The sequence below is a fragment of the Octadecabacter algicola genome (genome assembly GCF_021532625.1).
Lineage (GTDB): Bacteria > Pseudomonadota > Alphaproteobacteria > Rhodobacterales > Rhodobacteraceae > Octadecabacter > Octadecabacter algicola.
The window spans coordinates 362,661-377,468 of the sequence record NZ_JAKGAR010000003.1; the positions used below are offsets into that span (position 1 = coordinate 362,661).

Genomic DNA, 14,808 nt, shown 5'->3' on the forward strand with positions numbered 1-14,808 from the left:
CTTTGCCCCGAGGTGATATGTCACCCACGCAATCGCGTGGTAATCGGGAAAGGAGACCCTAATGACAATCGCCCCTCGCTACGCCTTTATTAAGGCACAATGGCACGCTGATATCGTAGATCGTGCCTATGATGGATTTTGCGAACTTATTCCCGCGTCCCAGATCGACGTTTTTGATGTGCCAGGTGCGTTTGAGATGCCCTTGGTTGCCAAGGACCTCGCCGAGTCGGGTCGATATGCAGCGATTGCCTGCGCGGCATTCGTTGTGGATGGCGGCATTTACCGGCACGATTTCGTTGCTTCTGCCGTTGTAGATGGCCTGATGCGCGTTAGCCTTGATACTGGCGTACCTGTGCTGTCGGTTTCTCTGACACCGCACCATTATCAAGAAACAGATCACCACAACGCAATCTATCGCGACCACTTTGTTGAGAAAGGTCGCGAAGCCGCGAACGCCGCGTTGATTATTGGTAAAACGCGAAACGCGTTGGCAGCTTAAGCGAATTCCGTTTTGGCATAGCCTTGCAGGTAAAGCAGTGCGGTGAGATCGCCATGATTGATCCGCACGTCACACTTTTCTTGCAAGGCGGGCTTGCCGTGCAGCGCAACACCTGTGCCCGCATTTGAAAGCATCAGCAGATCATTCATCCCGTCACCTACGGCAATCACATCGTCTGCGGTAATGCCGAGGCGCGTCGTGATTTCGCCCAGTGCATCGAGTTTGGCCTGCTGTCCAAGGATTGGCCGAACAACCTTTCCTGTAAGAATACCCTCCGCAATTTCGAGGGTGTTGGCGCGGTTTTCATCAAAGCCAAGTTCATTAGCGACTTTTGCGGTGAAGGCCGTAAAACCACCCGACACCAAAGCACTGAAACCACCATTGGCCTTCATCGTTCGCACCAATTCACGGCCACCAGGCATGTAACTGATCCGTGTTTTCAAGACGTGGCCGATGATGCTTTCGTCGAGCCCCTTGAGCAGACCAACCCGTTCATCAATCGCGGATTCAAAATCCAGCTCGCCATTCATAGCGCGCGCGGTGATGTCTGCTACATGGGCGCCAACGCCAGCCTCGTCTGCCAATTCATCAATGCATTCTTGCTGGATCATGGTGCTGTCCATGTCGGCCAGCAACATTTTCTTACGCCGGCCCGTGAACGGTTGAATGACCAGATCAACGCTCTGTTCTTGCAGATCCGTCCAAACCTGTGGCCCATTGTCCGGCGCACGCTCCATGGCGAATTCAGCCGCTTCGTCAGGTGCCAGCCACTGAGCAGATTGCCCACCCCATGCATTGCGCAGCGATTCGACAAGAGCAGGCTGCAAAGCACCAGCTTTGGCAATCAGGGTAACAACAAACATGGACGATCTTTCTGTTAGTGTGCGGTTGCGACCTCAAAAACCCTGCTTAGAGCCGAACCGCAACCCGAACTTATCAAAAACTTACGTTTGCTGTTGCCGTGACGCACCCAACCCCTTAGACGCGGCGGTGGGACACCCTTCCCCAACGAAGGGCATTTATCTGTAAGGATACCAGAAATGGCTACTCAGCAACCGGCAACGCGGCCGGCAAACCCGCGTTTTTCCTCTGGCCCCTGTGCCAAACCCCCGACATGGTCACTCAATGCTTTGCAGGACGCCCCTTTGGGCCGGTCCCATCGCGCGGCTGTCGGCAAAGACAAATTGAAAGCAGCAATTGAAGGCACTCGTGAAGTGCTCGGCATTCCTGCAGATTACAAAATCGGCATTGTGCCTGCGTCTGACACAGGCGCGATGGAAATGGCGATGTGGTCCCTCTTGGGCGAACGCCCTGTGCAGATGGTTGCATGGGAAAGCTTTGGCGCTGGCTGGGTCAGCGACGTTGTTAAACAATTGAAGATTGAAGCGTCCGAGCATGTGGCCGACTATGGTCATATCGTTGACATGGCAACTTTGGACTACGACCAAGATGTCGTGTTCACTTGGAACGGCACAACATCTGGCGTTCGTGTAGCAAACGGTGATGTGATCCCCGCCAACCGCGATGGTTTGACAATTTGCGATGCGACGTCCGCTGCTTTTGCACAGGACCTGCCGTGGGACAAACTAGATGTAACGACCTTTTCCTGGCAAAAAGTCATGGGCGGCGAAGCGGCACACGGGATGATCGTCCTGTCACCACGCGCTGTTGCACGTCTTGAATCCTATACGCCTGCTTGGCCCATGCCGAAGATCTTTCGCATGACTAAAGGTGGCAAGCTGATCGACGGCATCTTCACAGGTGCAACGATCAACACGCCTTCCATGCTTTGTGTTGAAGATTATCTATTCGCTTTGAACTGGGCGAAATCACTTGGTGGGCTTGATGCGTTGCGGATGCGCGCTGATGCAAACGCACAGGCGATCTGGAACTTCTGTGCGACGCGCAGCTGGATCGACAACCTTGCCGTTGACGCAGCGACCCGTTCGAACACCTCTGTTTGTCTGAAGTTTACGGATGACCGTATCGAAGATGGTGCAGCATTTGCGAAAGCGATTGCGAAACGGCTTGAGGCCGAAGGTGTTGCATTGGACGTTGGTGCGTACCGCGATGCCCCAGCAGGCCTGCGCATCTGGTGTGGTGCTACTGTTGAGACCTCCGACATCGAAGCGATGTTGCCGTGGCTCGACTGGGCATTTCAGGCCGAAATCGCAGCCTAATCATACATAATTTCGGGGCCGCAGGGCCCCGACCCTCCCCTATATTCAAAGGACCAAAATCATGGCCCCTAAAGTACTCGTATCTGACAAACTGTCTGAAACCGCTGTTCAAATCTTCCGCGATCGCGGCATTGATGTCGACTTCATGCCGGACCTTGGCAAAGATAAAGAGGCGCTGGCCGCTGTAATCGACCAATACGACGGTCTTGCGATCCGCTCCGCCACAAAAGCGACAGCGGCGCTGATCGAAAAAGCCACGAACCTGAAAGTGATCGGGCGAGCTGGCATTGGTACAGACAACGTCGACAAAGAAGCTGCCTCCAAGGCCGGTATCATTGTCATGAACACACCGTTCGGCAACATGATCACAACAGCAGAACACGCGATTGCGATGATGTTCGCGGTTGCGCGTCAAATTCCCGAAGCGTCAGAATCTACGCACGCTGGTAAGTGGGAAAAGTCCAAATTCATGGGTGTCGAGCTGACAGGCAAAACACTGGGCGTGATCGGCGCAGGTAACATCGGCGGGATCGTCTGTGACCGTGCCCGTGGCCTGAAAATGAAAGTCATGGCCTATGACCCCTACCTTGGCGAAGAAAAAGCCGACCAGATGGGCGTTCAAAAAGTTGAGCTAGAAGAATTGTTGGCTAAGTCTGATTTCATCACGCTGCACGTACCGTTCATTGCTGGCGTAACTGAAAACATCCTGTCTGCTGAAAACCTCGCCAAAACCAAAAAAGGCGTGCGTATCATCAACTGTGCCCGTGGTGGTTTGGTTGACGAAGCGGCTTTGGCAGAACTGCTAAAATCCGGCCACGTGGCAGGCGCTGCGTTCGACGTATTCGCAGAAGAGCCTGCGAAAGAGAACGCGCTGTTCAACTTGCCAAACGTCGTTGTCACGCCGCACCTAGGTGCCGCGACAACCGAAGCGCAGGAAAACGTTGCCCTTCAGGTGGCAGAACAAATGTCCGACTACCTGATGACAGGTGCCGTCACCAACGCATTGAACATGCCATCCGTTACTGCCGAAGAAGCCAAGATCATGGGGCCATGGATCGACTTGTCCGGCCACCTCGGTAACTTTACCGGTCAGATGACGGACGAACCGATCACAGCGATCAACATCATGTTCGACGGTTCCGTTTCCGAAATGAACCTCAAGGCGCTGACGGCTGCTGTACTTGCGGGCATCATGAAAAAGGCAAACCCTGACACAAACATGGTCAGTGCGCCTGTTATCGCCAAGGAACGTGGCATTCAGATTTCCACAACCAAGCAAGACAAATCCGGCGCATTCGACGGCTACGTAAAAGTGACTGTCGTAACTGACAAACGCGAACGTTCTATCGCGGGCACTGTGTTTAGCGACGGCAAACCACGTTTCATCCAGATCAAAGGCATCAATATCGACGCCGAAATTGGTGCGCACATGGTTTACACGACTAACGAAGACGTTCCGGGCATTATCGGCACATTGGGACAGACCATGGGCAAGCACGACGTAAACATCGCGAACTTTACGTTGGGCCGTTCCGAGGCGAATGGCGAAGCAATTGCATTGCTTTATGTGGATGCACCGGTTCCTGCAGGTGCGCTGCAAGAACTAGAAGGCACAAAATTGTTCACACAGGTTAAACCTTTGGCGTTTGACGTCGCTTAAGCGCGTTAACGCAACAATCTAGTGACATTTTCGGGCCGCCCCTCGTAATCGGGGGCGGCCCCTGTCATATGCCGCGCATGTTTTATTGCATTGGTGACATCCACGGATATTCCGATCAGCTCGAGCGTGCGCTTGCCCTGATCGAAGCAGACGGCGGCGCAGACGCGCCGATCGTTTTTCTTGGCGACTACGTAGATCGCGGACCTGACAGTAACGGGGTCATCCAGCGTCTCATGGACGGGCAAGCAGCGGGTAAACCCTGGACCTGTCTGATCGGCAATCATGACCTCATGTTCTGGCGTTTCATGACACATGGCATCGTGAATGACGCACATATCTTATCCGGCAAAGGTTGGCTGCATCATCGCCTTGGGGGGCCAAATACTTTGGCTTCTTATGTCGAACTACCCGAGTTCAATCACCCAGCTGGTGGCGGCATGGATACCCTATTGCAAGAAGGGTTGGACCCGACACCGCCTGCGTTGCTGGCAGAATTGCTGCAAGCGGCCCGCGATAGGGTTCCCAAGGCGCACTTAGACTGGATCGAAGCGCAGCCGCGCATCCATCAAGCCCATGGCCATATCTTTGTGCACGCTGGCATCCGTCCGGGTATTTCGCTCGACAAACAGGACGAAGCCGACCTGACTTGGATACGCGACGGATGGCTGGAAAGCGAAGCGGATCACGGTGCAGTTGTTGTGCATGGTCACACGGCACTGGAGTTCCCTAAACACCACGGAAACCGGATTAATCTGGATGCAGGCGCTGGCTACGGACGCACATTGGTACCTGCGGTTTGTGATGAAGGCGACTGGTTCACGTTGGACGAGGATGGGCGCACGGGGTTGCGTCCCTAACGCTATCCACTTTCGACGAGGGGACGGGTCGGTTAAGCAAGGCTTATGAAAACCAGCTTTGCCACTCTGACAGATATTCTGAACCACGGGTTCGACACTGTTATTGATGTTCGTTCTCCTGCGGAGTTTGCTGAAGATCACGTGCCGGGCGCTATTAATTTGCCCGCACTCTCCAACGATCAACGGGCTGAAATCGGCACAATCTATGTGCAAGATACCCCTTTTAACGCCCGTAAACTTGGGGCGGCGATGGTCGCGCGCAATGTTGCGGACCATCTGAATGGTCCATTGGCAGAAAAAGACGGCGGGTGGCGCCCTTTGGTGTATTGTTGGCGTGGCGGTCAACGATCAGGATCGTTTGCATCCATTCTAACCCAGATCGGGTGGCGCGCTGGAGTCGTTGAGGGCGGCTATCAAACTTTTCGACGGTTGGTCTACGATGCTCTTTATACGGATGAACTGCCCCATCGTATCATCCTGCTCGACGGCAATACTGGAACAGCGAAAACGGATACACTCCGCCTTCTCGGCGCGCGTGGTGTGCAAGTTTTGGACCTCGAAGGTTTAGCGAACCATCGCGGATCATTGCTTGGGACGATGGAGGGCGGACAACCATCGCAAAAGGCATTCGAGACCGCCCTGGCTTTTGCTTTAGCAGAGTTTGATCCGTCGCGCCCTGTGATTATCGAGGCCGAAAGCAGCAAGATCGGGGCGCGCATCATTCCGCCCGCGTTATGGATTGCGATGAAGGCCGCGCCCCGGATCGAGATAGATGCACCATTAGATGCTCGGGCGCGTTATCTTTCCAAGGCCTATGCCGACATGAGTGTTGATCGCTCAGCGATGGTGTCGAGGCTCGAGATCCTGCGCCGCCATCGGGGCGGAGTAGTTGATCGGTGGCGCACGTTACTGGATGGCGACGACTTTGAAGGCTTGGCCAAAGCACTCATGGAAGATCACTACGACCCAAGCTATCGCGCATCGCGTTCGCGACATGGGGCGCAGGTGTTGAAACGGTTCACTGTGCCCGACTTGAGTGACGCGGAACGAGAGGTTTTGGCCAATCAGATCGCCGATACGATTGCCGCTAGCTGAATGTCACACCGCTACCATCTACGACATCGCCGATGATCCAAACCTTGTGATTGGCGGCGAGGTCTTCGGCCAGTTGCGTATTCACAGCGGCAAGCAAGCCACCGCACGTCTGCGGATCAAACATCAACGCTGCGTGGGACGTATCGGGGGCCGTTATGCGGGGATCTTTGCGGTTGTCTGGATAGATTGTTGACCGGATGCCCTCCTCAGCCAAATTCAATGCACCATTCATCAACGGGACATCCGAAAGCCGAACAGTTGCGCCTACTCCCGACGCAGCACAAAGCCCCGCCAGATGTCCGGCCAGTCCAAACCCAGTCACATCCGTCATTACGCTTGCGCCACGCAGCAGGTGCGCGATGTTAGCTTGGGACATCATCATGGTGTGGTGGCAGGCCAGCACATCCTCGCCACGCGCGCGGCGCTGCATATCCGCCGCAAGGATTGTGCCGGACCCTATAGGTTTGGTGAGCACCAAAACATCCCCCGGTTTCGCACCCACCAGCGTGATCGGGTCACGTTCACACAGGCCGGTGACCGAAAGGCCTATGGTCATGCCATCACCCATCGTGGTGTGCCCGCCAGCAAGTGTCGCGCCCGCGTCTTTCAGTTGTTGAGCGACGGTTTGAGTAATTTCGGACACTGTTCGTTGCTGTAGGTCAGATGTCATGCGCGGCAGGGTCAAAGACAGAACCGCGGCTTGCGGGTCCGCGCCCATCGCCCAGACGTCGCCCAACGCATGGGTGGTCGTGATTTTGGCCATGGTAACGGGGTCATCCGTGACCGCGCTAAGGTGGTCCGTGGTCAAGACCTGGCGGGTGTCGCCCATGCTCAGTATCGCGGCATCATCTCCGGCAAGGCGGGATACATCGGAGCGGTGGCTTTCGGGCAGTTTGGACAGCGCGTTTTGCAGTGCGTCACGCCCAACCTTAGCACCGCAACCACCACACAAAGGCGCAAAACCTATCGCGTCCTTAACGCCATCAGCCGCTCGGATCGGAAGGGGCTGTTGCATGTGCGGGAGTGTGTCGAACTGGGTCATGAACTTGCGATCAATGTGGTTCTTCCATTTCCACAACATCGCCCCCCGCCGTGCCGTCCCAAGTTTTTCAGCGAGAGCTTCTTTGCCACCCAATGATATCAGTTTCAGGTAGTCTTTTTGCGGATGATAGTGCCGCATCTTGCCACCAGACAATCGGGCGCGCAGGTTATCAAAAAGGTAGGGCGCTTCACGCACGGCAAAAACGCCAGCCTTTGGGCGCGGGTCATGAGACAGGTGCGCACAATCCCCAACCGCAAAAACATTGGGGTCAGATGTTTCCAATGTTGGGCCAACCGTCAGGAACCCGTCGTGCAGATCCAGTCCAATGTCTGAAACCCAATCATGAGGACGTGCACCAGCCGCCCCAGTGGTGAAATCGGATGCGACCAGAGTCCCGTCAGATAGCCGAACTGCATCGGCCAAAACCTCGACCACATCAGCATGTTCGACCAAGGTTACATTCAATTCTTCCAAGGCTGCCATCAACCGATTGCGGGCAGGTGCGTCGAACCCATCAAGAACTTCGCCCCGATCAATCAGAGACACTTCTGGGGATTTTTTGCGCAGAGCGTAGGCCATCGCCATGGCAAGTTCCGCCCCAGCAACACCGCCGCCGATAACCGCAACTTTCGGCGCAGTAGCAGTTTCGCGGTACGCATCCCAACGGCTAGCAAAAACACCCAACGGTTTCGCGGGAATACCGTTTTCCGTGAACCCCGCAAGGCGTGGCATTTCAGACGTTATGCCAACATCAATCGCGGCCACATCGTAGGCGACGGGTGGGCGATCCGGCACGGTGATGGTCTTTGCTACAGGATCAATGGCGCTTGCCTTACCCGCAATCAAACGCGCGCCAGCGAACCGTGCGAGTTTCACCAGATCAATGTCCAATTCATCGCGCGTGTAGTGGCCCGCGACAAACCCCGGCAGCATCCCTGAATAGGGCGCCGTTGGACCCGGATTGATGACGGTCAGCCGCACACCAGGCAGGGGGTTCATCCCCCATGATCGCAGAACAAGAGCATGAGTGTGCCCTCCGCCAACAAAGACGAGGTCACGGGTGAATGGGATCGATTGTTTCATAATGTTTTCTTAGCGTGGGGTGCTGGGCAGCGCGAGAGACATGTCATCACACCTGCGCCAGCGATGTGTCAGTCGTAGCCTGTCATTTCAAGGTAACCGCGGCCAGTGTGGGATCCTTCAACAACAATCGGACCTTCCCAATAAGGTATAGACGTGCCCATCCACGCCTGCGGGTTCAACGCATAAACATCAACGTCCACCCCTTGGGCATCAAGGCGAACGGTCCACATTGTCGGTATCTCGCGGCCATTTACGTCCGTTGTCGCAACAGGTTCGGCCACGAACGCGCCATCTCCATAGGGGGTCGCCGTGCCATCCGGCGCGATCCATGTCGCCGAAGTGTAGTAGTTGCCGTCCGTTTGACGCAGACGGAACCCCATGAGTTTTCCAGTATCGAGAGAGAGCGAGAACCAATCCCACCCTGTTTGATTGTTGGATAACGGTTGCGAAGACCATTCGCGATCAAGCCAGGCCTGCCCCGTCACCTCTACTTCGCCGTCGGGCAGAGTAAGCGTGCCAGAAATGTCGTAAAACGGTTGCGAGTAATAATAACTGGCTTGCCCTTGCGCGGATTTAACGGAGTACCCAGCATCACCGTGAAACACCAAAGGTCCCTGCGCCGTGAGCCCCATGTCAAAGGCAAAATCAGGGCCGCTGGCGGTCATGTCTAGTGTGTCAAAATCTGTCCCGACAAGTTGCCAATCATCTATCCATGCATCGAATGGATCGGCGTTAACCCCCGCTTGGCCAATACCCCCGCGCGCGAGGCGCTCTGTCACGAAGTGCGCGTTCGGAGTCGTAACAGCGGCGTGCCCCATCCAAAATTGCGGTGAAGACCAGCTTTCCCCCTCAACCGGCGCCAACGCGGAGCGGAACAACGTCCACTGCAATCCATAAGGCGTTCCGTCTTCTGCTTCGAGGTTGGCCGTTAAATACCACCATTCGATGCGGAAGTCGGTGTGTGGACCATGGTCCTTCGGGAAATTGAAAATCGCCGGTCGTTCAGGGGTCGCGAATGCGTCGCTCCCTGTTCCCAAACCTGCAAAGCCTTGGGCTGATGCCGTTAAAGGAAGCAGGAGCAAGGCGATGATTTTAGCGTTCATTGGAAAACACCTTGAGCAGTTCGGCGGGCTTCGTGCGGCCGAGTTTTCGTGCAGGCCAGAGTGCCGCCAGAACCGCCGCTGCGACAGCAAAGGCCGCCAAACGAATGTAGTCCAAGGGGAACAGGAACATCGGCAATCGCCAACCGAAGGCTTCGACGTTTACGACCGCCAGCAGCGTCCATGCCAAAGCGAGGCCAAGTGGCAGTGCCAGAGCAGCCGTCAGCAATGCCAATAGAACCGCCCGGATCACTTCGAGGTGCCCCAACCGCGCCCGCGTGACGCCTTGCGCCCAAACCGGTGCAAGCTGCGGTAGACGCATGGTCGCGAGGGTAAGCAAACTCATCAAAATTGCAAAACCTGCAACCGCCAGCGTCAACACATTTAATGCGCCCGTAACTGTAAATGTGCGGTCGAATACGGCAAGCGAAAATGCCTTGATGCCCGCCTGATCGACCATGTTGTCTTCGGCCAATCCAAAAGCATCGCGCAGGTTCTGTGCCAGTGCAGGGACGTCAGCGGGATCCATTCTCAGTCCAAACCTTTCGGGGCGAACATCTGGAAACAACGTCGCGAACGCAGTTTCAGTTACGATCACTTGGCCGATCGGATTGCCATAGTCCCCGTAGATGCCAAGCACTGGGAAAGCTTTGCCCGCCAAGGTAATCTCGTCTCCGATTTCGATCTCCATGCGTCGGGCCAATTGCTCGTTTATGGCGGCGCCTTGGGCGGTTTCGATTTGCGCCCAAGCATCCGGCGTCGACTGCAAGAACACCCAATTGTCCCGATAGGTCGAATGCGGTGCTGGGCCGTAAATGTCGGACGGCATCCCTTTTACATCCTGCGTTGTGAATTGAATTGGCAGAACCTGATCGACGCGTGGCTCTAAATACGCTGCAAGGCGTTCCGCTTGATCGGCGTCATTCGCATAGACGTAAAATTCAGAAGCCAACCGTTGATCGAGAAACCCAGTGAACGTCATTCGAAAGCTGCTGACCATTGTCGACACACCGACGTTGGCCGCCATTGCCAGCAGCAACGCCATGAGCGCCAAAGACAGGCCCGGCAACTGTTGGCGCGTGTCGGCCCAAAACCATTGGGCCATCACAGACTTTGCCCGTTTCGCACCTACCGCCAACACGCGGTCAAGGATCACGGGCAACGCGAGGGCCGCCCCAACCAATAGTGTAGCCAGCATTGCAAACCCCGCAATGAGGCCGCCCCCGACCACCCCCAAAACCAGCGCGACCAACAGTAACCCCGCAGCCAGACCAGCCTGCCAATAACGCGCCGCGACAGCTTGCATGCCCCATGCGCGTGGCTGCGCTGAGGTCAACAGCGGCATGCGGGACAGTTTCCATAAAGATGCAGCCGATGCCAAACCTGTCCCCCCAACCGCAATCGCGAGACCTGAAAGCCACCATTCTGGTCGAAGTTGCAAAGTCCCGGAAACAGACGCGCCATAAAGGCCGGTCAAAGTTGCTGCGACGTCAGGCAAAAGCGCGGCAGCAACAACATACCCAAGACCAACACCAATGGCCCCGGAAATCAGCGAGATCATCAAGAGCTCTGCCGCAATCAAAATCATCAAGCGGCGCAAGGGAAAGCCCAGCGCGCGAAGGGTTCGTATCATCGGGCGGCGTTGTTCAAACGCGAGGCCAATTGCGCCATGAACAATGAAAATGCCGACCGCAAATGACAACAATCCGAACGCCGTAAGGTTGAGGTGGAAGCTATCGGTTAAGCGGGCGACATCTGAACCCGATTGCGGTTCGCGCAACGCCAAGTTGGGCGCGACGTCCTGCAACGGCTGCTGTGTGATCGGTTGATCGGGCGCGACGATCAACCGATCTATAATGTCCTCTCGACCAAGCAGACGTTGCGCGGTGCCGATGTCTGTCAGAAGCAGACCCGTCGCAACGTTTGGGAATACGATTTCAGTAACATTTTCAGCGGTGAAGCGATCGAGAGTCGCTTGCTGGCCAAATACGGCCCCGTCCATAAAAGTTTCAATGGCGAAACCATCCTCACCCAAATCAGGGCCGCCCATACCATTCGGAGACGTGAGAGGGTCCAGCCCGATAACTAGCACTCCATCTAGGCGGCCCTGCACGAGCGGGCTCACGAGCCAACCCGCACGACGAAGGCGGACATAATCGTTCTGCGCGATTTCCCCAGTTGGCGATGTTATCTGAGCGAATTGCCCTTCGCCCAAGGTTTCGGCGGCGGCATCATAGCTTGCGCGAGCTTCTGCGTTGACGGCCTGTACGCCAGACCACAAGGCCGTCGCCAACGACAATCCGACGACCAGCGTAAACAGCTGCATCGGATTGCGCCTCCAATGAGACAGCAGCGCCTGAAGTCCCGCCTTCGTCATGCGATGCGTCCGCTACGGAGATGCATGCGACGGCTCATTCTTGCGGCCAAACGTTCGGAATGTGTGACCATCAGCATAGCGGCTTCAGTTTCGGCCGCGAGGGACAACATCAATTCGAGGACAGTGTCGGCTGTGGCCTCGTCCAGATTTCCGGTAGGTTCATCCGCAAGGATCAGCGTGGGACGAGCCGCCAATGTACGGGCAATCGCAACGCGTTGTTGTTGACCCCCCGACAGTTGTTCCGGGTATTTCGACAGCTGATCCGAAAGGCCCATGCGTGCGGCCAAGTCTTGGGTCCATTCGGCGTTTTCGCGCCCGCTTAATCGCGCTTGGAATTCAATGTTCGCCGCGACGCTCAGAGACGGAATCAAATTGAACTGCTGAAACACCACGCCAACTTTGTCGCGTCTAACCGCTGCACGGCCAGCGTCATCCAAGCCACCGATGTCTTGGCCTTCCAGTTCCACGCTACCACTGTCCGGTTGATCCAGCCCGCCGACCAGATGCAAAAGCGTGCTTTTTCCGCTGCCGGATTCCCCAGTCAACGCAAGAGTTTCCCCCTTTTCCAAAGTCATGTTGATACCCTGCAGTATTGGCAAGATACCATCTGGCGCAGGATAAGTTTTGACGAGGTCAGTAACGCGCAACAACATAGGGCTCAATCCAACTATAGGCCATTTGGAAACTCGATTAGGTTAAACCATCTCTTAGCCGTCAACGCGAGGTAAGGAATTGGTTATGGGCTGCGGCACATTCTCTTTTTGTTGGGGCAATGAAATTAGCTAGCCAAAGGGGTAGAATGACAATGACCAAACCGTTCGTGTACTCAAACTACAGTAAACTCATGATTTGACCGTTGCTAATCGTCAGGTTCTTTGAATTTGGGACGGCGGTCGTAACGTAAGTCTTGGCAGACAGGCGTCGCTAGATAGGTTGCCTCTAAATCACGGGGGAACAAACCATGTCAGAGATCGTAATTTTGTCCGGAGCACGGACTGCCATTGGCGCCTTTGGTGGAAGCCTTGCCGGTGTTGCACCAATTGAACTTGGCGCGACGGTAGCCAAAGCGGCGTTAGAACGCAGCGGAGTTGATGTAGGGCTGATCGGGACTGTGACCTTCGGCCACGTCATCAACACCGAACCGCGCGACATGTATCTAAGCCGTGTGGCTGCAATGCAGGCCGGCATCCCCAATACAGTACCTGCGATGAACGTGAACCGTTTGTGCGGCTCTGGTTTGCAGGCGATTGTATCTGTTGTTCAGTCGCTATCCCTTGGCGATGCGGAGTTCGGCTTGGCGGGTGGGGCGGAAAACATGAGCCGCTCTCCCTACATCTTGCCCGATGCCCGTTGGGGCGCGAAAATGGGCGATTTGGGTGGTCAGGATCTGATGCTCGGCGCACTAAACTGTCCGTTTGGAACAGGGCATATGGGTGTCACCGCTGAGAACGTAGCAAACGAACATGCAATCACGCGGCAAGACCAAGATGCCTTTGCTCTCGAATCACAGAACCGTGCAGCCGCTGCGATCGAAGCTGGATATTTCGACGAGCAGATCGTGCCCGTTGACGTAAAAAAACGCCGTGAAGTCGTTCAGTTTCAGCGCGACGAACACCCCAAGGCGACGACACTTGATGCCCTGTCCGGTCTCCGTACTGTTTTCCAGAAAGACGGCACTGTGACCGCGGGCAATGCGTCCGGTATCAATGACGGCGCTGCTGCCTTGGTCTTGGCCACTGCAGACGCTGCCGAAAAGGCGGGGCTGACACCTAAATACCGCATTCTAGGCTATGGCCACGCTGGCGTGCGGCCCGAAGTCATGGGAATTGGGCCTGTGCCCGCAATTGAAAACCTGCTGGCCAAGACAGGGTTGTCGGTCGGCGATTTCGACATCATCGAAAGCAATGAAGCTTTTGCATCTCAGGCGCTTGCGGTGAACAAAGAGCTCGGGCTTGACCCGGCGAAGGTGAACCCGAATGGTGGCGCAATTGCGCTTGGACATCCCGTGGGTGCGACCGGCGCAATCATTACAGTAAAGGCGATGTACGAGTTGGAACGGACGGGCGGCAAACGCGCGTTGATCACCATGTGTATTGGTGGTGGTCAGGGCATCGCGCTGGCGATCGAACGCATCTAGGCTTTAGGATAATCGCGCAGGAACACCGGCTTATTGTCTTCGCTGAGATCGGCGTCGTAGGCATAGCCTCCTGCCCTAAAGTCGCGCAGACCGTCCATCGTCGTTACGCGGTTTTCGACGACATGGCGCGCCATGGCACCGCGTGCGCGCTTGGCAAAAAAGCTGACGATACGTGGACGGTCATCTTTGACCTCCATGAAAACGGGCGTAACGACATTTAGCTTGAGTGCTTTGGTGTCTGCTGCGCCAAAGTATTCTTGGGACGCACAGTTGACGAGGGTATCCGTGTTTTGCGCTTCGCCAAGCGCATTCAACGCCTTGGAAATCGTCGTGCCCCAGTAGTCATAAAGGTTCTTCCCGCGACGGGTTTTCAGTCGGCTGCCCATTTCCAGACGGTAGGGCTGGATCGCGTCGAGGGGCCGCAAGAGGCCGTAAAGGCCAGACAGAATACGTAAGTGATCTTGTGCATAGGATAAGTCGTCCTCGCCAAGTGTCTTGGCCTCCAGCCCTTGGTACGTGTCACCATCAAACATGAACGCCGCGGCCTTGGTTTGGTCGGCCGTTGGTACATCTGCAAAGGCTTTGAAACGGTCCCTGTTGAGTTTGGCCAGATCATCTGAGATCGACATCAGGTCTTTCAACCCACCAAGCGTAAGGTTGCGGGATGTCTTAGCGAGACTGATTGCTTCTTTCTGAAAATCGGGCGCGGTCGCCTCAACGGACACGGGTTCCATATTGAGGGATTTGGCGGGCGAAATGACAGTGAGCATGGTCTGAC

General features: G+C 55.8%; 12 protein-coding genes. 6 read left to right on the plus strand and 6 right to left on the minus strand.

The annotated features are described in order from the left end of the window. Nucleotides 1–61: 61 nt before the first annotated feature. Nucleotides 62–499 (plus strand): 6,7-dimethyl-8-ribityllumazine synthase, encoded by a 438-nt coding sequence (locus L0666_RS12960; protein ID WP_235261811.1) that lies wholly within the window; start codon nucleotides 62–64, stop codon nucleotides 497–499. Here L0666_RS12960 and serB read toward each other — a convergent pair. Next, nucleotides 496–1,362, minus strand: coding sequence for a phosphoserine phosphatase SerB (gene serB, locus L0666_RS12965; RefSeq protein ID WP_235261812.1), 867 nt, complete (start codon nucleotides 1,360–1,362; stop codon nucleotides 496–498). The two genes, L0666_RS12960 and serB, sit on opposite strands and share 4 nt — an antisense overlap. A 177-nt stretch (nucleotides 1,363–1,539) precedes the next feature. On the opposite strand from serB, the gene L0666_RS12970 reads away from it, so the two are divergent. From L0666_RS12970 to mnmH, 4 genes are all read left to right on the plus strand, one after another. Beyond that, nucleotides 1,540–2,679: a phosphoserine transaminase gene (locus L0666_RS12970; protein ID WP_235261813.1), complete on the plus strand. Its 1,140-nt coding sequence runs from the start codon at nucleotides 1,540–1,542 to the stop codon at nucleotides 2,677–2,679. A gap of 61 nt (nucleotides 2,680–2,740) precedes the next feature. Next, a complete protein-coding gene (gene serA, locus L0666_RS12975) occupies nucleotides 2,741–4,339 on the plus strand; it encodes a phosphoglycerate dehydrogenase (protein WP_235261814.1) in 1,599 nt (532 codons plus the stop codon). Between the two features lie 77 nt (nucleotides 4,340–4,416). After that, the gene (locus L0666_RS12980; RefSeq protein ID WP_235261815.1) at nucleotides 4,417–5,196 is read left to right on the plus strand and encodes a metallophosphoesterase; all 780 of its coding nucleotides are present in this window, start codon (nucleotides 4,417–4,419) and stop codon (nucleotides 5,194–5,196) included. A 45-nt stretch (nucleotides 5,197–5,241) separates the two neighbouring features. Then, nucleotides 5,242–6,291: a tRNA 2-selenouridine(34) synthase MnmH gene (mnmH, locus tag L0666_RS12985; protein ID WP_235261816.1), complete on the plus strand. Its 1,050-nt coding sequence runs from the start codon at nucleotides 5,242–5,244 to the stop codon at nucleotides 6,289–6,291. Here the strand turns inward: mnmH and selD are convergent. From selD to L0666_RS13005, 4 genes are all read right to left on the minus strand, one after another. After that, nucleotides 6,284–8,416 (minus strand): selenide, water dikinase SelD, encoded by a 2,133-nt coding sequence (gene selD / locus L0666_RS12990; RefSeq protein WP_235261817.1) that lies wholly within the window; start codon nucleotides 8,414–8,416, stop codon nucleotides 6,284–6,286. The genes mnmH and selD overlap by 8 nt on opposite strands. Nucleotides 8,417–8,484: 68 nt before the next feature. Beyond that, the gene (locus L0666_RS12995; RefSeq protein ID WP_235261818.1) at nucleotides 8,485–9,519 is read right to left on the minus strand and encodes a lipocalin-like domain-containing protein; all 1,035 of its coding nucleotides are present in this window, start codon (nucleotides 9,517–9,519) and stop codon (nucleotides 8,485–8,487) included. Next, nucleotides 9,509–11,893: an ABC transporter permease gene (locus L0666_RS13000; protein WP_235261819.1), complete on the minus strand. Its 2,385-nt coding sequence runs from the start codon at nucleotides 11,891–11,893 to the stop codon at nucleotides 9,509–9,511. Before L0666_RS13000 ends, L0666_RS12995 begins: the two co-directional genes overlap by 11 nt. Further along, entirely contained in the window at nucleotides 11,890–12,546 is a 657-nt protein-coding gene (locus L0666_RS13005) for an ABC transporter ATP-binding protein (protein WP_235261820.1), read from the minus strand. The genes L0666_RS13000 and L0666_RS13005 overlap by 4 nt, the downstream gene beginning before the upstream one ends. A gap of 308 nt (nucleotides 12,547–12,854) precedes the next feature. Here L0666_RS13005 and L0666_RS13010 point away from each other — a divergent pair, with 308 nt between their 5' ends. Continuing rightward, nucleotides 12,855–14,030 carry an acetyl-CoA C-acyltransferase family protein gene (locus L0666_RS13010; protein ID WP_235261821.1) on the plus strand — a complete coding sequence of 392 codons (1,176 nt, stop codon included), beginning with the start codon at nucleotides 12,855–12,857 and terminating at the stop codon, nucleotides 14,028–14,030. Here the strand turns inward: L0666_RS13010 and yaaA are convergent. Then, nucleotides 14,027–14,800 (minus strand): peroxide stress protein YaaA, encoded by a 774-nt coding sequence (gene yaaA, locus L0666_RS13015; RefSeq protein ID WP_235261822.1) that lies wholly within the window; start codon nucleotides 14,798–14,800, stop codon nucleotides 14,027–14,029. The genes L0666_RS13010 and yaaA overlap by 4 nt on opposite strands. Between the last annotated feature and the right edge of the window lie 8 nt (nucleotides 14,801–14,808).